Source organism: Lactiplantibacillus sp. C232, assembly GCF_023806725.1.
Taxonomy (GTDB): Bacteria; Bacillota; Bacilli; order Lactobacillales; family Lactobacillaceae; genus Lactiplantibacillus; species Lactiplantibacillus plantarum.
This window is the reverse complement of the sequence record NZ_JAMSKZ010000013.1, coordinates 1-20,545: the sequence shown is the minus strand read 5'-3', so window position 1 is coordinate 20,545 and position 20,545 is coordinate 1. Positions and strand designations below refer to the sequence as shown.

The 20,545-nt window shown below is 45.6% G+C and carries 19 protein-coding genes; 2 read left to right on the top strand and 17 right to left on the bottom strand.

All coding sequences use genetic code 11. From position 1 onward, the window contains the following. Positions 1-173 precede the first annotated feature (173 nt). From MZO41_RS12090 to MZO41_RS12015, 16 genes are all read right to left on the bottom strand, one after another. Positions 174-2,708: a M1 family metallopeptidase gene (locus MZO41_RS12090; protein ID WP_058906918.1), complete on the bottom strand. Its 2,535-nt coding sequence runs from the start codon at positions 2,706-2,708 to the stop codon at positions 174-176. Positions 2,709-2,889: 181 nt separating this feature from the next. Next, positions 2,890-3,462, bottom strand: coding sequence for a hypothetical protein (locus MZO41_RS12085; RefSeq protein WP_003641180.1), 573 nt, complete (start codon positions 3,460-3,462; stop codon positions 2,890-2,892). Positions 3,463-3,567: 105 nt separating this feature from the next. Then, a complete protein-coding gene (locus MZO41_RS12080) occupies positions 3,568-3,900 on the bottom strand; it encodes a PTS lactose/cellobiose transporter subunit IIA (protein WP_003644049.1) in 333 nt (110 codons plus the stop codon). A gap of 361 nt (positions 3,901-4,261) precedes the next feature. Then, on the bottom strand, positions 4,262-5,272 hold the full coding sequence (locus MZO41_RS12075) for a DUF4767 domain-containing protein (RefSeq protein ID WP_013355308.1): 1,011 nt from the start codon (positions 5,270-5,272) through the stop codon (positions 4,262-4,264). 131 nt (positions 5,273-5,403) lie between these two features. Beyond that, a complete protein-coding gene (locus MZO41_RS12070) occupies positions 5,404-6,204 on the bottom strand; it encodes a fumarylacetoacetate hydrolase family protein (protein WP_016511031.1) in 801 nt (266 codons plus the stop codon). 203 nt (positions 6,205-6,407) lie between these two features. Then, positions 6,408-6,848: an Asp23/Gls24 family envelope stress response protein gene (locus MZO41_RS12065; protein ID WP_003641176.1), complete on the bottom strand. Its 441-nt coding sequence runs from the start codon at positions 6,846-6,848 to the stop codon at positions 6,408-6,410. A gap of 60 nt (positions 6,849-6,908) precedes the next feature. Next, a complete protein-coding gene (locus tag MZO41_RS12060; protein ID WP_003644046.1) occupies positions 6,909-7,331 on the bottom strand; it encodes an Asp23/Gls24 family envelope stress response protein in 423 nt (140 codons plus the stop codon). Positions 7,332-7,345: 14 nt separating this feature from the next. Then, positions 7,346-7,528: a hypothetical protein gene (locus MZO41_RS12055; protein ID WP_003641174.1), complete on the bottom strand. Its 183-nt coding sequence runs from the start codon at positions 7,526-7,528 to the stop codon at positions 7,346-7,348. Positions 7,529-7,540: 12 nt separating this feature from the next. Further along, the gene (amaP, locus tag MZO41_RS12050) at positions 7,541-8,086 is read right to left on the bottom strand and encodes an alkaline shock response membrane anchor protein AmaP (protein WP_003641173.1); all 546 of its coding nucleotides are present in this window, start codon (positions 8,084-8,086) and stop codon (positions 7,541-7,543) included. A gap of 11 nt (positions 8,087-8,097) precedes the next feature. Further along, entirely contained in the window at positions 8,098-8,352 is a 255-nt protein-coding gene (locus MZO41_RS12045; RefSeq protein ID WP_003641172.1) for a GlsB/YeaQ/YmgE family stress response membrane protein, read from the bottom strand. Between the two features lie 240 nt (positions 8,353-8,592). After that, on the bottom strand, positions 8,593-10,440 hold the full coding sequence (locus tag MZO41_RS12040; protein WP_003641171.1) for an acyltransferase family protein: 1,848 nt from the start codon (positions 10,438-10,440) through the stop codon (positions 8,593-8,595). Continuing rightward, the gene (locus MZO41_RS12035; RefSeq protein WP_128650890.1) at positions 10,430-10,813 is read right to left on the bottom strand and encodes an MORN repeat-containing protein; all 384 of its coding nucleotides are present in this window, start codon (positions 10,811-10,813) and stop codon (positions 10,430-10,432) included. Before MZO41_RS12035 ends, MZO41_RS12040 begins: the two co-directional genes overlap by 11 nt. A 594-nt stretch (positions 10,814-11,407) precedes the next feature. Then, positions 11,408-11,764: a hypothetical protein gene (locus tag MZO41_RS12030; RefSeq protein WP_013355305.1), complete on the bottom strand. Its 357-nt coding sequence runs from the start codon at positions 11,762-11,764 to the stop codon at positions 11,408-11,410. A gap of 66 nt (positions 11,765-11,830) precedes the next feature. Beyond that, a complete protein-coding gene (locus MZO41_RS12025; protein ID WP_225868887.1) occupies positions 11,831-12,895 on the bottom strand; it encodes a DUF4767 domain-containing protein in 1,065 nt (354 codons plus the stop codon). 2 nt (positions 12,896-12,897) lie between these two features. Further along, positions 12,898-13,488 (bottom strand): hypothetical protein, encoded by a 591-nt coding sequence (locus tag MZO41_RS12020; RefSeq protein WP_033098993.1) that lies wholly within the window; start codon positions 13,486-13,488, stop codon positions 12,898-12,900. Positions 13,489-13,522: 34 nt separating this feature from the next. Continuing rightward, positions 13,523-16,234: an SEC10/PgrA surface exclusion domain-containing protein gene (locus tag MZO41_RS12015; RefSeq protein ID WP_058906919.1), complete on the bottom strand. Its 2,712-nt coding sequence runs from the start codon at positions 16,232-16,234 to the stop codon at positions 13,523-13,525. Between the two features lie 162 nt (positions 16,235-16,396). Here MZO41_RS12015 and MZO41_RS12010 point away from each other — a divergent pair, with 162 nt between their 5' ends. Next, entirely contained in the window at positions 16,397-16,711 is a 315-nt protein-coding gene (locus MZO41_RS12010; RefSeq protein ID WP_021355861.1) for a helix-turn-helix domain-containing protein, read from the top strand. A 131-nt stretch (positions 16,712-16,842) separates the two neighbouring features. Here MZO41_RS12010 and MZO41_RS12005 read toward each other — a convergent pair whose 3' ends face one another. After that, positions 16,843-19,347 (bottom strand): CAP domain-containing protein, encoded by a 2,505-nt coding sequence (locus tag MZO41_RS12005; protein WP_058906920.1) that lies wholly within the window; start codon positions 19,345-19,347, stop codon positions 16,843-16,845. A gap of 378 nt (positions 19,348-19,725) precedes the next feature. Between MZO41_RS12005 and MZO41_RS12000 the strand changes: the two genes are divergently transcribed. Then, positions 19,726-20,433, top strand: a complete 708-nt coding sequence (locus MZO41_RS12000) for an MFS transporter (RefSeq protein ID WP_252129686.1) — start codon at positions 19,726-19,728, stop codon at positions 20,431-20,433. Positions 20,434-20,545 lie beyond the last annotated feature (112 nt).

Below are 20,545 nucleotides of genomic sequence, written 5' to 3'. Positions count from 1 at the left end.
TACTCTCTGTAATTACCAATATCATATCATATTTAACTAACGCTGTAGGTCAGTGTTAAGGAATTCCATCAATTATTAAGTCATTGTCAATTACTCTTGCTCTTATTGCAAACTAAAAAAGTAGTCCGCGCCGAAACTTCCAGCATCGAACTACCTTCATAACAAATACTAACTTATTTTACAACTTCCGCGACTGCCGCATTCACCGCATCACGTTCATCTTCAACTAAGGCAACGCGACTGGCGATTACCTTAGTATCCATCTTAATTTCACGCGTTAAACCTGGCGTATTGATTTTTGGTTCAAAGAACGCCTTGAATTCTGCTAAACGTTCAGCCGTATGGAAGACCCGTGAAATGACGGTGATGTAAGTGGTAAATTCCATGTCACCACCAACCGTGGCTTCCAACCATGACCATTCGTCGCGAATCCAATCCCAAGCTGCTTGTTCACCAGCTGGATTAGCCAAGACGCCGCGGAACCAGGCCCGCAAGTCTTGTGGCTTAATCGTATCCGCATCTTCAAACTTCACAACTAACTGTTTGATTAATTCGGGGTCCGTAGTTGCGGTCAATGCGTCACAAATATCAGCCTTGTAACTAGCATCGGCTGTTTGCCGTGACGCCGTCAATAAACTATCGAATAAGTCCTTGCTACCAAAGTTCTTGACTTCATTCCGTAAAATGAAGACCCGCACATCGGCTGGTAAGGTCGCTAACTTATCACGATTACCTTCGAATAACTCATGGGCAGCTAATACGGCCGCGCTGCTCTTGGCGTACAAAGCCGCGCTCAAGACGTATGGCCGCGTCAACTGATCATCGTTAGATTCACCCGCTTGTGGCAACCACCCTAACCGTTTAACCTGAGCGGCACTCAATTGGTCAAATAACGTTTGTAAATGCTTTTCTTCATCAGAATCTGGCATAACAAACTTACGTAAGTTACCCGCAACTTGGTACAACGCTGCGTTAACGACCGTTGAATGGCTGGCTGCAAACCGGCTTAATAATGGCACAACGGCTGCGTATGAGATTTGACGACCTTCCGCTAATAAGCGTAAGTCTTGTAACAACTGTAACTGGTCAATAGCAGTTAAGTCATCAACATGCGCTAGAATATCATCCAATAACGTTTGGTCATACTTGACGATGAAGTGGGAGTTATTCCCAACGTTCAAGCGGAATGGTTGCCCACTCGCATCACGTAATTTGGCATAATCGCCGACCGTCACAGCTTGGTTCTTCATAATCGCTGGTGCCGCCTCATAGTTGCTATTCAACGGAATCTGCCATTGACGACCGACTTCTTCACCTTCACCGATGAAGAACTGTTGTTGTGACAAGGTCAACTGACCGTCAACAACCGCTGCCGTGACCACTGGATAGCCAGGTTGTTCCAGCCATGAATGCATGATGTCCCCAACTTGCATCCCAGAAGCATCCGCTAAGGCGTTCCACAAGTCATCACCCTTAGCATTACCATATTTATGATTGATAAAGTACTGCTTCAAACCTGCTCGTAAGGCATCATCACCAACTAAGGCCCGCGCCATTACTAACATCCGCGCACCCTTAGCGTAGACAATCGCACCGTCAAAAATCGAGTCGATTTCGGCCGGATCTTCCACCTGAACGTGGACTGACTGAACCCCATCCGTGGCATCCCGTTGAAGCGCCATTGATGCTTCGGACGTTTGGAAAGTTTCCCAAATATGCCAGTCTGGTTCTAAGGCGTCCGTCGCCACATATTCCATCATGTTGGCGAAACTTTCATTTAACCAGAGGTCATCCCACCACTTCATCGTAACCAAATCACCGAACCATTGATGGGCAAGTTCATGGGCAATCACCGTGGCGACCCGTTGTTTCGTTTCGAGGGCCGTGTTGTCAGGATCTAATAGTAAGTAGGCTTCCCGATAAGTAACTAAGCCCCAGTTTTCCATCGCACCAGCTGAGAAGTCTGGTAAGGCCAATTGCCATGAGTGTGGCAATGGATATGGCGTCTGATAAAAATCTTCATAAAATTCGATTGAGCGCTTGGCAATGTCCAAAGCAAAGTCGATCTCGTTAGCCTTGTGGGCCTTAGTACCGAAAACACCGATGGTCACGCCACTCTTGGTCTTCGTCTGCTTGCCTTGTAATTCACCAAAGGCAAACGCAATCAAGTAAGTCGACATCCGCACCGTGGTTTCAAAGTAATGCACTCCATCGGCTTCATGATCTTCGGGCATGTTGCTTAAGATCGTTTCACCATCATGTTCATCGTACTTGATGGCAAGATCAAAAGTCGCTTTAGCTTCTGGTTCATCGACACACGGAAAGGCTTGCCGGGCCGCGGTCGTTTCAAACTGCGTCCCGATTAGTTCTTTCTTCACACCGTTGACTTCGTAATATGATGGGTAGATACCCATCATCGTATCCGTCAATTTGGCACTGTACGTAATCGTCAAAGTTGTTTGACCGGCCTTGGCAAGTTCAATTCGAATTCCTTGAATCGCATTATCCACAGTAAAGGGCACGTCCGCACCATCGGCTTGGACACCAGCAATGGTCAAACCATTCTGATGAATCAGCACTTCCTGCGCCTTAGCATCCCCGGTAATCGTTGATTTCCCCGAAATCAGCTTATCCGCCCGGTTAATATTGATATAAAGATCGTAATGTTCTGGTTGAAATGTTTCGTAAAAATGAGTTGTGGTTGCCATATTATTCTCCTCGTTTTTTAAGAATATATTCATTATACGACAATTGCGGGTGGAATGCGTCCTCTGCCGCCCATGAATTTGTCACGCGACTAGCAACTAATTCTCGACAACCCCCATCACTAATGATGACACGGTTCCTTGCACCGTACGATATCGATAATCATTAGTGCGAACGACGATATTACGCCGCTTGTCTAAAGTCATCGATAATTTCTTCAAACTCCGCATCCGCCAACACCGGCTGCCACTTCAGCGACTGACCCACCGGCTCCAACATGATGTAGCGACAGCTATAGCGGCGTTCGAATTGGACCGTGGTCGGCAATAATTCAACATGGCGCGTGTCGTCTTGAATCCAGGCTGTGGGCAACCAACTGGTCACGCGACTAGCATCGACACTTAACTCTTGCAACTGTTCGGCAAACCTTGTCCGCATCAGTAACGGCGCGTCCATTGGCGAACCGGCCACGTCAATGGCAACTTGAAAATGGCCGACGTATAGCGCTCCCAAATCATAAATCAAACGTTCATGCTTATGTAGCGCAATTGCACCGGTGACTGGTTGCCACGTAGCTGTCGCTAAGGTAGCCTGATTGATCTTGGTGACCACCAAATAACGGCGTGGCTGAATGGTACGGGTAGTTAGTGGTACTGATATACTTGCCTTTGTCAGTAATTTAGGATTGGCAGTAAAACATTGGTCAGTAAGCTTATGAAACTTGTGATCATCTTCATTACTAAAAGTAACTGTCATTTTTTAACCCCATCTCTATCCGTCTAAGTTGCTACCGAATACCATCTTCCAAAATCTAATCATGAACCAGTACGCGACCTTTCACTCGTCAGCTTAACGTTCGTATTAAGCCGCTTCTGGCTCCCAGCGTTCAAAAGCGCCAATCAGATTCTCAGTCATCTGTAACTCGCCCATCACGTTGACTAGTGCCGACTGGGCATTCATAAAGAGTGTCGAGTGCACAAACCGTTGAGCCTTGGCATTCTCGATCAGTCGGCGTACCTGTAACCGCTGGGCCGTTAGCAATTCAGTTTCGGCCTGACGTAATTTTTCACGTGCCGCCTCGTAGCGATAGGCCGCAATCTCGGCTAAGGCAGCCGCAATCATTGACCGGGCGCTGCCGATTTTCAAAATCATCGTCATCGTAAGGTTGAGCGTGTGTTCCGTATTTTTCTGCATGTCTACACCTTTTTTCTTTGTATTTCCTACTCTTTGACCAATCGTACACACTTGTGTTGACGGTAATCTTCATCATCGCGCCATTCCCCCAAATGACAGCAATCATGATCGACAATCAGCTTTAAAATGTCGTGCCGTTCACATGAATGCGCCGACCGTTAGATGTCTTGACACCGTTAACTTATGTCATAGTATAGCATTATTTTCAGAAAACAATTCCGATTTTTTCAATATATACATAAACTTTACAAAATGAAAACCGGGGCAATTTACGTGCATTTGTCCCGGCTTTTATATTAATATTATATTTTCACAGTGATTAATTTATCCCTGCCCGCACTACCGATCATGACACCCTTAATTAATCTAATGAGTCAGCGGCCGGACTGGTCTTTGATTCATCTCCATATTGCCAGTCACGCATTTGATTTGCCGCGGCTGCTGAAGGATAGGCGTTATTATCGAACCAGGCCCCAGCACCACTAGCATTCATTAAGACTGGAATTTGGCGGCCATCAAAATAATGATAACGCACGTATTCAAAGTTACCGGCCCCAGCAGTCTGCTCGGCCCCCATAATATGAATCCATTTTTGTCCCTCAGCTGCCGCATAAGATAGCTTCAACCCGTCGGTATCATTTTGCGTCATCGAATTAATCTTGTGATCGTACTTATTATAGTAATACCAAGTCCCCTGATAACTTTGAGGCCATTGATTAGCCTTCGCATCACGACTCATGTTCACGTTCAGCGCACTATCTGTCAGCGTCGTCGGTCGACTGCCCGTAATGATCTTGGCAAAGCCGGCTTGCAAAGCACTGTTCTGCGTGTCATGAATGATCAACTCGTCCCCGTTGGTCGTCTGAGTCACAAAGACGACTGGTCGCCGATGATGGAGGCAAAAGAAGTACGTGTTTGGATATTGTGCTTCCGCCTTACCACCCGTTGCGACGGCCACCACTTGAAATTCACTACGGTCTTCGCCGTCCTTGGACCACTTGAGATCCACTGACTGCGAGCCCCACTTGATTCGGCCTGCTAAGCTACCATTAAGCAAAGCATTGGGAAAACGAAAACCTAAATGGTCAGGAACCTTGTCATCATACGTCCCGACATAGGTCTGGCCCATCTCGCGTTGCCAAGCGGCCATAAACGTTGATAAAGCCGCTTGCTTGCCCGTATTCCACAAGGTTGCCTCAGCCGGTGATGAAGAATCACTGCTAGCGGTACTTTTTTGGCTAGCAGCCTGCTTTGCCGCTACCTTGGTTGACGTTGCTTTTTGACTCGTCTTGGGCGCTGACGACTTGGGCGACGTCGTGCATCCCGCTAATAATAAACTTCCTAATAATAATCCGACCCACACTTTTTTCATGTTGCTCCTCACCGGTCCCGTACCGGTATCCCCCTATTCAATAATTACTTTTATGGTACCAAAAAAAGTCGGCATTGTGCTGGGCGTTACAATATAAATCTTCACCCATCTCACTTACCGACTATGGCTATTTACTTAATCGTGATATTTAACGTCCCTAAATGTGTAATCTGACCGCACAGTTGATCGCCGGCTTGCAAAAAGACTTGGGGATTGCGACCAACGCCGGTCCCACTAGGCGTCCCGGTAAAAATCAAATCACCTGGTTGTAACTCACAGACCGTCGACAAGTAGTGCACCAAATCCGGTACCTTGAAGATCAGTTGGCTCAACGGCGCTTGCTGCATCGTCTGACCATTGACGGTGGTCGTGATCACCTCATCGTCTAAGTTAGCTAACTCATCGACGGTCGTTAACCACGGCCCAACTGGTGCGTAATTTTCAAACGATTTACCTATTGAAAACTGTGGATTATCATTCTCGAACTGAACGGCTCGATCAGATAAGTCTTCACCAACCATCACTCCGGCCACGTGCGCCATTGCATCAGCCGTCGCGATATCGCGCCCACCCTTGCCAATCATCACGACTAGCTCGGTTTCCCAGTCGGTCTCAGGACCATGCGTCGCCACGGTCACGTTCGCTGGTGCCAGTGAACTACTAAACTTCGTAAAAATACTTGGAACCTTCGGCAGCGTAATGTGGATCTCCGCCGAATGGTCGCGGTAGTTCATCCCCACAGCAAAAATCTGTCGCGGGGCCGTGATTGGTGCCGCTAATTCTTGCGGCGCAAACGTTTCAAGCGAGCCAAGTTGCCGGTCCGCTGCTGGCATATGTAGCGCTTCCAAAACTGTCTTCGCATTTAAAACTGTTTGTCCATGCTGTTCATCCGTAATGATAAACGGTCGGTTGGCCCGCATGCCAATTTTCATATTAATCACCTCATTAATATTATTGTACACTCATCTCATGAATCATAACAATAATGATAGTTGCGTGACGGTCATTCCGGACAATCTTCATGAACGTTCAAACGCAATTACGAACTTAGTTCAGGATACTTCTTCATGTAACGCTCATCACTAAAAAAGGTACCCGCCTAATTTGCGAGTACCTTTAACCATTACGGCTGCCATTAATGTGGGCCGTCATCCTTTGGTTCTGGATGTTTCTTTTCTGGTGCTTTTTCTTGCTTGTCATTTTGTTGCCGCCACTCTTCTGTCGTTAACATGTCTTTAACGACTAATTTTAACTTAGTCACTTGATAACCAGTCATTGATTTAACGGCCTTGGCAACCTTATCCGCCACCCGTGCTAGAATCTCCTGACCATTCTTACCATAAGCTAGAATGGCCGTCAATTCGATTCCAACCGTCTGGTCATCGTCATCGGTATCAACTGAAACGCCGGTCTGCGGGCGATCCTTATCCGTAAAGCGATTGGAAATATCATCAATCAGATTTCCCTGTAAGCTCAATACCCCTTCGACTTCTTGGGCCGTGTTACTAGCAATCTTTGCCAATACCGTATCGTCAAAAACAACTTCTGGTTTTAAAGATGTCGCTGTTGCTTCCATCAAAATTCCTCCTTGTTTTGTCAAAAATCGTCTTACCAATGACTACTCTAAACGACCATGCTATTCAACTTGCCGTTTATCTGTTGATTGATCCGTATTTGGTTTGCCAGTGGCCTGATCTTGCCAATCACGCTTGCTCATGACGTCACTGACATGTACCTTAATTTCAATGACCTTCAAGCCAGTATACCGTTCAACATCTTGCTGAACACGTTGACAAATTTGATTGAAGATTTGTCGCATGTCCTTACCATATTCAACGATCATCGTCATATCTAAAGCAACTTGTTTCTTACCAACTTGGGCGTCAACCCCCTGCGTCGGGTCAGCTTCATCACGAAAGCGGTTCGTTAAATTGCTTAACATGCCGCCTTCTAGGGATAACACGCCGTCAACATTGCGTGAAGCTAGACCGGCGATTTTTTCAATCACACCGTCATCAAACGTCAATTGAGTCTGTAATTGTTGTTCTGGTTGTGCCATTGTAATTCCTCCCATTATTTAGATAAATACTCACTCAACTTCTGACTAACTGCAGCCAAATCGACGTGGACAAACCGTCCAATCGCCCAGCCGATCAGCCCTAAAACTGCGACTAATAAGACTGCCGAAAAACTGGTTAATACCCAGACGATACCTAAAAGCAGTCCAATCAGAAAACCATACTGTGCGTTACTCATCAGGACCCTCCTTTACACCACGGTTAACTTACGCTGGTGATTTGCTGGCTTAACTTGCACTACTGGTTGTTCGACCGTCAATCCCAATTGATTCTTCAAATAGTCCTGTGCCAAGGTTGCCGCCTGTTGGGCCGTGGTTTCTAACGATGCGTCAGTATTAACCATCGCATCAATCTTTACTCGTACCCGGCGACGACGCCGTAATTTCAAGTGAACCTCAGGATCAATCAGATTCAACTGATTAACGAGTCGGTACTGCAAATCACGTTCCAAAGCCCGTTGCGGAATCGTTAACTGGCCAACCTTGCCATCATACGTCAACGTGCTGACTTTAACTGGTCGAAACAAGCCGACAATTACCAATAAGATACCAACGATTCCGGCAATAATGGCAAAGACCATCAATAAGATACTCCAAACCATTGGGTAGTTAATCGTCAGATCAGCTAACCAGGACGTCAACCACGGGATCGGGTACAACTGACCCAGTTCAAAAACCGCTAATAACACCAATACAATTCCGACTAACGTCACCGTAAACTTAGCTAAGCGGCTCATCTAATCACCGCCTAACGTTTCTTACGCATGCCGAAGATTGCAGAAACGATTAATACTAAGATAATAGCGCCTAAGATTGAGGGTACCAATGCCATACCAGCTAACGAAGGTCCCCAAGTTCCAAGCAATGCTTGACCAATCCAGGCACCAACTAAACCGGCAATAATATTGCCAATGATCCCCATTGGAACGTCACGGCTGGTAATCGCACCTGCTAACGCACCAATGACACCACCAACAATTAATGACCATAGCCATCCTAACATTCTAATCACTCCTTACAGTTATATTTGAGTACATGCTTATGATAACCATAATTTAATTTTGGGACAATTAATATGCACACTGGTCGAATTGTCACTTAAAATCTGAACAATTACCATCAACGAATCCCGCCGCTTCGCAATTTAACCACAAACATAAAAAAATCAGCCTGCCAATTGTTACATCGCAAGCTGATTATTTCTATTAAATTGACTACTAATAACTGCTCTGACTTAGCTAGATTAGGCTGGTTTAGCCGGAGTCTGTTTGGCTGCCGTCAATGCTTGATTGATTACCTTGGCGTATAAAATATCACCAGCCCGAATGCCACCGAAATGTACGCCATCCGTCCCTTTGAAAACTTCTGGATGTTGCGCCGCAATCTTGCCCCAGTCGGCAACCGTAATGAACTTATACTTAGCTGGCAGACGCCGTTCCAAAACGGCCAACTTTGATGAATTCCAGTCAGCATCGGCCCGGGCATTATAAGGTGTCATCAGAATCAACTTGTGCCCCGGCTCCAAGTCATGAATGATCTTCATGGTTTGTTCTTCGTAATCATCCAGCGCGTTGGTCCCAATACAAATCACCACGTACTGCCGTAACGTATGGCTTCGCTGCTGGTTCATCATGACTTTATATGCCAGGTTCATCGTCCGATCGCCCTCCGCATCAATATTGCTGTTCGCGACGTGATCGCCCAGGTAGCTCCGCGTCCCCAGCGTGACACTGTCACCAATAATGGAAACGCCTGGTGCCTTTTCTTGGTCACCTTTAGGCGTTGCCTGCTTCTTCTTGGGCGTCACGGCCGCGAGCACAGCTTCATGAGTCGTTCCGATTTTATCAATATCTTGGTAAATCCCGCTCACCCATAAATTCTGTTCCAGTGTCGAAAGTTGCGGCGCATTTTTGACTACGACCCCGGTATTAACTGCCAACAACACTCCTGCGGTGATAACGGGTAACTGCAACTGTCGCCACGTCACTGTATGACCGAAAACGTGAGCGCGTTTGCCCGCAATCACTGGTTCTAACACGTAGTATGACAACGCGGATAGGATAATCGACAGTACCGTCGTGAGCAGCGCCGCCAACCAGTTGACCATCATGTGTGAAAAAATCACGTACAACGGCCAGTGATAGAGATACACGCTATAGCTCACATCCGCTAAGAACGTCATCCACCGCGGTTCCTTGAGGTTCGGCGTGTGGTCATGCAACAACCGGGCGCCATAGATCATGATGCCAGCGAGTACAGTAGCCAGTAACAGCCCACCCTGATACGTTTGTAGCGCATCGAACTTCATCCGGTCGCCTAAAGCAACTAACAAGATAAAACTAATAAGCATCACCGCGCCCGCAATGATCGGATTGCAGTGCGCCGTGGTCCAACGATAGATTGGCCCTTGAGCTTTGATGCCGCTCAGGACACCGATAAGCCCGCCGACAAAGAACGGAAAACAGTGGGTCAGACTTGAAAAGTAGACTGGTGAAAAGTCCTTTAAGCCGACCGCACCAAAGTACATCATGACAAAGCTTTCAATCGCAAAGGCAGTGGTCAACAGCCCTAAGCCCCAGCGAAAACGGGTCAATGCGCGCCGACCACTCGCCAACCGCCGACTAATTTTAGCGACCAACCACGCAATCAGGCCCCATAAAATATAAAAGTGCATTTCAACCGCTAATGACCACGTATGGACAAATAAGTGCGGAATAAACTTGTTTTCATAACTGCCACCCGTCGCAATTTCAAAATAATTAGTCGTAAATCCGAGAGCCGCCGCGACCTGCTTACCAATGTCGGTCACAAAATCGTGGTCAATCAAGTAAGTTAGCGGTAGCACCAATAACACCGCAATAAATAATGGTGGCACAATTCGATAAAACCGGCGACCATAGAAAGCCATTAGTTTAAAGTTATCCGAACGAGCAAACTCGTCCACCATTAATGACGTAATCAAAAACCCTGAGAAGGTAAAGAAGATGTCCACCCCGATAAAGCCACCAGTAAACTGGGTTTGGAAAAAGTGATACGTCAATACCAGCACGAGTCCCGTTATCCGTACTAAACTAAACCATTTAATCCGCATTTTCTAACTTACCGTCCCCCGTAATTTTTTTGGCATAAGTCTTGTTGCCGACCCGCAGTTTGACCACACTATTCAACGCACCCTTGCTGAAGTTGCCTTGCAAGCGCCACCCGTTCGGTGCAATGAATTCGCCTGCACCTTCAAACCGGCCATTGGTAAAATTACCCACGTAGCGCCCCTGTTTGTTAACCTGCAACGTACCCTGACCGTCAAACTTGTGCTTCAAAACGGCTCCGCTGTAGCTCATCCGTCCGTGATCCAATTGCACACTTTGCTGCTTCGCCGTTGATGGTGTTAGACTGATAACGGCAAAAGTGACAATACCGATAATCGTGATAATTTCAAAGACCATTCTGCTACTGATTTTTCCCATACCTCTATTCCTTTCACAACCTTAATTCCCCTTGTAATCAACACCACAGACTCTCCCATTCGTCTACGGGTTTACACAGACCATCTCAATCATTGCCCAAAAACAATGATTTACAAGTAATAGCACATATAAATTTGTTTAATTAAATAATTAAAACAGTTCTAATAGTTATACTAATTAATATATTACTAAATATTCAGTCTATCGGGTAGATGAAAATTACCACTTATTGATTTTTCACCATCATCTACGTCAACTTTGATAAACTCAACTAAAAATCAATCATAACTACTCTGAGACACGAAAAAGCAGTCAACTCATCGCATTTGACTGCTTTTTTAAGTAATTACTTTCATCGTTACAGCAAATCAGTTCCAGTCACCCAATTTGCCCTGAGCAACATATCAACAAAGAATTGACAATATCTCAAAGTAACCGACTCCGTCTGAGCAGTACTATGCACCCTTGCTGATGGGCAGCGCGCTACACGTATCATAGTTTGAGAATTTCATTGTCTTTTCTTCAATATACACTACATTTAAGCATGTGCTACCGACTGACCATCCAATTAGTGACCGCCTTTTGCTATTATGCTTACTCTTTTTTCATTAGCTGCTGACCATTTTGTATTGATAATACTTTTTTATCTTTAGAAAGTTTAGCAGTCGCCCCATTAGCGGTTTTGCCCTCAAAGGTTACCTCATTATCTTCCACATTAAATGTGCCGCTATATTTGTCCCTGTAAGTTTTTTTATGTCCCAACACGTCAACCGTTTTTACGACTGTTTCTTTATAGTTTTTGCCATCAAAAACGATCGTATCGGTTCCCAATTCTTCACTTGTACTTGTATACGTTCCCTGCAAACCGCGTGGCTTCAGTGCAATTATGGCAATCACAATCACTACAATACCAATAATAACGCCGATGATACTTTTCTTAGAAACTGTCATCTACTTCCTCCGTTGCTGTATATACTTATTTACCTGCATGACGATCATTCAAGCTTTCATTTTTTATTAATTCCTGGCAATTCGAACAAAACCCTCTTTAAGTTTCACATTCTCAGTCTCTCCCAGAGTAGGCGTCCCATCCCGGCTTTGATCAACGAGCACGATTGGGCTGTCATTTCTAAACGCAAAGAAATAGGTAATATGGTTAGGCAGTGGCGGCTCGGTCCCATCGTGGTTGTAAATCGCGACAACGTTGTATTCATGTGTGCCCTTACCACTGGGTGCCCAGGCAATCGAAGCCCGTTGTCCCTTGACGATGACATCCGACAAATCACGCGGATACAATAATCCGGTCGAAATGTCTAACTCATGCACGCCATCATACTTGGCATAATCCTGGTTCATTGTCTGTGACCATTGCGTCATAAATGCGTCTAACTGCTTGTTTTTGCTAGTATTCCACAGCACACCGTCTTTCTGATTAGCTGCTGTTGTTGAACTAGTGCTTGTCATATTTTGTGCAAAGACCTGCGTATAATTATTATTACTAGTCCAAACGGTAATTAAATTCTGACGGTTAGTGCTGCCAGTACCGTCAACTTGATAATCACTAGTCGTACCGGCTGGATAGAACGTCATTGCCCAATTACTACCATCATCGTTTTCAGTTGAGACACTGAATATTTTGCCATTATTACGAAGCTGGGTAACCTCATTTTTACCATCAACCGCAATACTATTTTTCGTGACGGTCAACGTGCCAGTCGTAATCTTATCTTTAGCTATCGATAATTGCCCGTTGACCTGACTAGTATCAAATTCCATACCATTACCTTTATGATAGTTCACTTTGGCACCAATCATCTTCCAGTCACTACCCGTCAAACTACGATAATTGCCGGTTTTAATTTCAGCCAGGTTCATACACGTTCCGGTTGCTGTTGTCTTGTTTGTTTGTGAAGATGCCGCGAGACTTTTGCGTGCTGATGAAGTCCGTTTACGCGTTGTCACACTCATTGACGAACTCGATGCGCTAGCCGGACTTTGCGCATTTTTCCCGCCGCATGCCGACAGGGTCACTAACATCACGATACTCGTGGTACTCAGCACGAATTTTTTCAAGCCATTCATCATTATTTCCGTGAATTCAACGCCGAAATCGTTGAAGAAACCGCAGCAATTCCGGAATTGACCGCCGTTGCGTGCGCATTAGCTGCAATATCTGCTTGAAGACTCTTGATTTCTTCCTGTGCTGCCAGCTGATCTTCTTGGAAATGCTGCGTTTCTAAAAGATTGAAGGCTTCTTGTAAATCCCGCGCTCGATTTTCATTCACTAACTTCCAAAGCCGTAACGCATCCCAGTAATTGTAGAATTTCTCTGGGAACCCATTGGCCTCTTGTTGATAAACTGGATTAGCCAGCTCTTGTTGTAAGCTTGCTTGATCTTTTTGAATCACCTCATTAGTTGGTGACAGATAGTGCAGATACTTGAATACGAACAACCCGATGGCAATGGCCGCACTAGTAATGACCAGGCTGGCGCCACTTTGCAACAGTAACGCCGCCACAGCCAAGATACCGAATCCAATAATCGTTTTATGGAACCGTTTCTTATCCTTAGCTAATTTATCCTGATCAGCGGCCAGCGCCTGTTGCGCACTAGCTACCCCCGCCGTAGCGCTTCGCTTATTTTTCAAAAAGTCCAAAAGTTCTTCCCTCGTCATTTGCTACTTTCCCGCTTTCTATTCCAATTTTTTATTAAATTCGCTTACGACGCTTAGTTACACCCAGTAACCCAACTAATCCAATCACCATGAGTCCTAGTACTGAAACAGTACGATCAGCCTTTTCATTCGTTTGTGGTAACGTGCTAGTTGATTTAGTGGTAGCCGCAGCCATTGCGGCTTTCCGTTGTTGCAAGGTTGTGGCCTGCTCAGCACTCAACGCGCGATGTGCCTTCAAGGTCACCGTGTCACCACCCGTTGTAGCGTGTTCAGTACCTAATGCGTACTTCGTATTCAATGTAGTACCGCCACCATTAGTCATATCATGTTCAGTATTTGTCATACTTTCCCCTTGGGCCGACTTAGACTGGCTCGTCTCCTGGTTTGTACGATCAATGGCGTCATTAAGTGCTTTAGTCTGCAATAACTGGTCTAGTTTAGCTTGCGCCGCGACCAATACTTGCTTAGCCACATCAGCAACTTGTTGTAATTGTTGGTACGTCACTGCATCACTGTCCGCAGTTGTTTGAGCAACCTTAAGCGCTTGAACCGCCTGGTCATAGGCCGCTTGCGCATCAACAACGGCTTGCTTAGCGGCTGCCAAATTAGCATCCGCATGCGTCAGTGAATCCAAATACACTTTCTTATTAGCTAACGCTTGTTGCCCAGCCTTTAGCGCAGCCTCCGCATTCGCCAACTTGACCTTAGCTTGGGCAAGTGCTTGATTAGCGGTTGCAAGTTTAACCTTAGCCGCAGTTAAGCTCGCCTGCTTTTGGGACTGAACCGCTTGCGCAGCTTTTAGCGCCGCTTTGGCATCACTCAATGCTTGCTGCTTAGTGGCATCACTTGCACTAGTTTCATCAACAGCTTTTTGAGCAGCGGCAACCGCAGCCGTTGCCGTTTTAACAGCAGCTTGAGCGTTGGTTAAGGTAGTTTGGGCATTGGCTTGTTGCTGCTTAGCGGTTGCTAAAGTAGTTTTAGCTGCAGTTAACGTATTCTGGGCCTTGGTCGTATTGGTATTTGCCGTTGCTAAAGCAGTCTTGGCGGTATTCGTAGCCGTCTTCTTAGTGGCAAGGTCGCTTTCTAATTGCTTGATTTCATTAGCGCTGACTGTTTCATTTTTAATAGCCGTCTTATCAAATTTACTTTCGTCGACCCAGTACGAAGAATCCTGAGGAACAAACGCGAAGTGAGAATCAAAATTAAGTGTTTTCCCCGGAGCACCTAGGACATTCTCACCAATACTGTCGCTAAAGGACACACCAAAATACTGGTCTTTACCATGAGCTGCAGCGCCCAAAATGCTATTAGCATGGCTCCATTCTTCGTCATTAGCCATAAATGATTGTAACGAAGTAAAAATCATTTGCTTAAAATCATCTAAGGTTAAATGCCATTCACCGAGATTAGATGTCGCTTTTGCAAGGGCAGCATCTTCATACATGTTAGCGGTTGCCTTTGAAAACAGTCCATTCTTAGCGGCAGCTCGATTAATTGCTGGAACGTCATGGGCATTTTCAACCGCTAATATCCACTGATCAGCAGTGACTTCATCAGCAATATCACCAGCAAACTTGACACTACCATTTGTAACAATGACATGTGGCGCCCCAAATTCATCCCGCATCGAATTAATTAGTTGGGCGGCGTACGTTGATAATTGGCTTAATACTTCGGGAGTCAAATCTTGGCGACCATTGATTTTGATATTCTTATCGACCGCGTTCGACTGAAATTTAAGCATCTGACTCATTGCGTCAGATGCCTTGATTAGGCGCTGAACAACGGGATCACTACTATTTAGATTGTAGCCTTCCGCGTCATTGTATGCTTTCAAAGCATTAACATACTCAGTACCTAAAGTAAAAGTTTGGGTGCTCCCCTGATGTTGGCTAGCGTCATCCAACGCCTTTTGCGCCGCAGCTTGTGCTTGTGTCGCCGTATTAATATTTTGTTGGGCAGCACTTTGGGCTTGATTAGCCTGATCAACACTCGTTTGCGCACTCGTTACTTTGGTCTGTGCATCACTAACTGCTTGACTGGCCTGCTTCGTTGCATCATTAGCCTGCTTAACATTGGTTTGCGCTTGACTTAGATCTTGTTGCGCCGTTGCCAAATTTTGTTGGGCCGTCGCGCTATCTTTGCCGTCCACAACGTCTTGGGCATGGTCGACTTGTGCTTGCGCGTTAGCAACCGTTTGATTAGCTTGCGTCGCATCAGTATTCGTTTGGTCGACTACAGTTTGGGCGCTATTCACACTATCACCAGCCTTGTCAACGTCCGTTTTAGCCGTATCAACCGTTTGCGTTAATTGCTGGTTTTGATTTTGTTGGTTAGTCACCGCGTCTTGTGCTTGGTTAATCGCATCATCAGTCGCACTATCTGCAACTTTTTGTGCCTCGGCTTCGGCGGTCTTGGCCGTACTCAAATCAGTTTGCACTTTAGTCGTTGTTGCTTGCGCAGTCGACGCTTGGCTTTTTGACTGTACCGCGGCCCCTTTAGCTGCATCAGCTGCCGTTTGCGCCTGCCCCGTCTTATCCTTGGCATTATTTACAGCAGTTTGCGCATCCTTAATGTTTGCATCAAGTTCTGATTGACTCGTCTTGGCCGTTTGCGTCTGCCCCGTTGTCGTATTATTAGTCGTTGGATTGGTCGTATCGGCTTGTGCAGTCGTTGCAGTTCCAATCGCCGTTGCGCCTGCAGCAACTAAAGCCGTTGACATCAAAGCAATTCGCGATTTTTTCATAATAATTTCCTCCAATAGTCTTACATCAACAAAACACACTATAAAAAAGAGTATTAAGAATCCTTTTCTAGCATTTATAATATCATAAAGAACGCCATTTTAGTATATCTAATGCTACTATTGTATTTTAAATACGACTGTTTTCTATAAAATGAAGTTATTATGACAATGGAATATTTTGGTGACAAATTAAAATCATTAAGAAAAGCAAAGAAGCTAACTCAAGTTGAGCTAGCGCAACAGCTCGACATTTCCAAATGGGCTATTACTTCTTATGAACAAGGAAAGACGTACCCTAGTATTGAAGTTTTAATCAAAATTTGTTCGGTTCTCGACACATCATCTGATTATTTACTTGGAATTTCTGACAAATTACCGGTTAAGATGAGTACACTCGGTTTTACGGATGAGGAGGTCCGATTGTTACTACAGTTCTTAAATCTATTTCAGCAAAACAGAACACCCATTGATAAATAATCATATCGATTGTTAATGCTTTCACTCATTTATCCATAAAAATAACCTGAGTTCCAAATATCATTGGTTTGATATTTGGAACTCAGGTTATTTTATCTGTTTACTGTTGAATAAGAATTCAACGCTATAAATTACGCATGCTTGCGTGGCTTAACTAAACCAAATAGTGCCAAACTGGCGGCAAATAATCCCACTGCCATCAAACTCGATGACTGTTTTTCATCCGTCTGTGGTAAAGCCGTGGCCTGTGCGGCAACTGGCTGTTGTTTAGCTCCCGCAACCAGCTTGGTTGTCACATCGCCATCTGAAACATCTACGCTAGTACTCGTGGCATTAATGGTACCATTACTATTCGCTACGGTTTTAGTAGCTGTCGCATGTGGTGCGGTAACACCAGTCGATTGGTCAACATTTGTTGTTTCAGCAATTCCATCAGCCGCAGCAGCCGTCGTCGTTGTAAATTTGTTAGCTTCGACGCGTGCCAAGAAGGCTTTAGTAGCCGTTAAATCACCTTGTGCAACGGCGAGATCAACTCTGGCAGCGCCGAGTACCTGCTTAAATTGTGCTAAATCGGTCTTTTTACGATCCAGTTGCGCTTTTCCAGCAGCGAGTTGCTCGTTTGCTGTATCGACTTGAGCCTGCCCCTGCGCGAGTACGGCCTTGGCAGCAGCGAGTTGTTGTTCAGCCGTAGCAATTTGGGCCTTCATGCTTGCAATCCGCGCGGGCAGGGCCGCGATTTCGGCCGCCAATCGGGCGTTTTCAGCGGTCAAATCGGCTATCAATGTCTTGGTACTGGCTAAGTTTTTAGCGGCTTGCGTGGCAGTTACTTGTGCCGCAGCCGTCTTCGCGATTGATGTCTTCAAATTACGAACGGGCGATAATTGTTGCTGTTGCGCCGTTGCTAATTGCCCTTGAGCTTGCGTCAAAGCAACATTAGCCGCTTTCAAACTAGTTGCAGCGACTTGAACTTGGGCCTGTTTAGTCGTAACAGTCGCTTGTAAGCCACTTGTCTGGTTTTGTAAAGCTTGTAAACTGGCATTTTGGTTAGCCAGCGTGGTTGCTAATGTCTTCCCGGTATTTTGTAAACCATTCAAACTAGCCGTTGCAGCAATCAACGTTGCGTTAGCCGCTGCAATCTTCTTCGGATCAGCGGGGGTCGTCTGGACGTAATTGAACGTGACAGCTGGTAAGGCCTTAGTCCCAGTAGCGGCATTCGTATGGGCATTGTCGAACAAATCAACATACTTGTCTTGCTGCGCTTCCGTCATCCCGGCATTATCGACTTCAAATGCCGCCACGTGTTTGGCCAAGTTGATGGCTACTCCGGCATCACCAGTCGAGTATATTAGGTTGACGCGGTGACCAAAGGAACCGGACTCAACGTTATTGGATTCATCATACCAACCCATCACAGCATTATAGGCCGTTTCTTGATCGCTCATGAACCATTGCGGATAAACTTGTGTTAAATTTTCTGCATAACTTGAGCCAGTATGATCCAAGCCACCGTCGACTTGGGCAGCTGCTCGCGCAATCGCATTATTTTGCAACGTCGACGTCTGTTTCAATGCTGGTTGACCATTCAGCGCCCGTAGCTGATTGATATATTCAAACATATACTGATTGATTTTATCCGCATTAGGCACATACTTGCCATTACTTGGATAGGCGACGCTGACTGTTTCGGCCCCAGTCAATTGAGATTGTGGGAATTCGGCAGCGTCATACTTATTTTGCGATTCTGTCGTGGTCGTTGGCCGTTCTGCTGCCGCTAAAGCTGCTTGAGCTGCGGTCACTTTGGCTTGCGCTGTGGAAACAGCTTGATTATTCGCATTAATTTGACTGGTCGTATTTTGAATCGCTGTCTTGGCAGAATTGATTGCCTGGGTATTTTTATTAACCGCATCTTGCGCTGATGCTACGGCCACTTTAGCTTGATTTGCTTGGGTGGCCGCTTTTTGCTGGGCGGCAGATGCTTGGTCAACCGTCGCCTGTTTAGCGGCAGTGACGGCACTGGCTGCATCGGCATCAGATTGGGCCGTGGCCTGTTCAGTTTTAGCTTGCGTCAAGGCCGTGTCAGCCGCGTCCTTAGCCGTTTGTGCTTTCTTCTCGGTAGCTGGCTGGTTGGCGATAGCGACTTTGTTGGCCGCAATTTGCTGTTGGTCAGCTGGAATTTGTGTTTCAGCTGCTGCCGTTTGCGACTTAGCAGCGTCGACTTTATTCTCAGCCTCAGCGAGGACCTGATTGTTAGCATCCAGTGTTTGTTGTGCACGGTCAACTCGGGCTTTACCAGCATCATACTGGGACTGTCCAATCGCAACTAATTGACTTTGATTAGTCACTTGCCCCTGCGCAGTCGCCACTTTAGCTTGTGTTGTATTGACTTGGTTTTGAGCCGTGACCACGTTCCCCTTGGCAGTCTGCACGTTGGCTTGATACTGTTGCTGACTAGTCGGTTTGACCGTTGCTAACTTTTCGTTAGTTGCCGTCTGAGCGCTCCCCTGCGTGGCACTCGTCTGATTCGTCGTATCGCTGTTATCAGTTGCCGTGTCGGCCTGCGCATTGTTAACACCCAATTGGGTCCCCACGAATAATGCCGCAGTGGTAATACTGGTATACAATAATTTCTTATTCATAAACTCACTCCAATAAGCTAATATAAATATCATTATAAACCAATGATGCCATAATGCTAGATGGTGTTTACACCCTTATGTCCTGATTGAACATTGGAAAGCCTTATTTAATCAGGACTATTATGAATTTTAGTCGTTGAAGAAGTCGCAAATCAGGAAGTACCATTGTTCCAATTTTACAGTATAAAGTTATTTTGATAATCAACAATTGCTAATCAAACATTACCTAGTTATCATTAATAGCCACTGTTTTCAAAAACAAACGAAACTAGGGTGGTATATTTCTATCCGATTAACGACAGTCGCTGGTATACTTTTATTCACTTGTTTCTCTATTGTAAGGCCCTTAAACTCCTAGTTGTACCTAATTCAAAAGGAGTGAGTCCTATTTTCAATCAAATCACTATCCATAACCAACATACTGAAAATTGGCTTATTATTGGCCTTTTCTGTGGGGCTTTTGTGACTGGTGCTGACGCATTTATTATTTCAGCACTACTCCCCGCTATCGCTACTAGTCTGCATGTGCCGACTAACACCGCGGCATACGGAGTCACCGTTTACGCACTATGTTATGCCATCGGTGCACCTTTATTCGGCCCATTAGGTGACCGCTTTAATAAACGTTTTTTGCTAATCAGTGGCTGTGGCATCTTCTTACTAGGAACACTACTCTGTGGATTAGCAAACTCATTGCTAACATTCTATCTTTACCGTGCCATCGCTGGCATCGGTGCAGCTTTATTTGTCCCAAACATTTGGGCTTTTATCGGTACTTACTTCAATGGTCAACGACTTAACCAAGTCATGGGCATCGTTATGTCGGCACTTTCATTATCAATTGCTACCGGTGTACCACTCGGTGCTTTACTAGCACAACTCAGTAGTTGGCATATGGCTTTCTGGGGTTCAGCCATGCTAACCTTGATTGCATTATCGATTTTAACCATTGCCATACCTTCATTACCGAGTCAGAATGCCCAGCCTGACGGTTATTTTACAAGTTTTAAAACATTAGTCCACACTCCTCACGCCATCGCTGCCCTACTGATTACATTAACTTGGATGACTGGGTTCTATGGGTAGCGTCAAGAATCTTGTGTAAATGAAATGCCTTCGTACATATAATATGTATCTAACTTAAATAAATGATGCTTCCAAGGTGTCCTGGAGTCCTTTGAACCCTCGGTGGATCCGC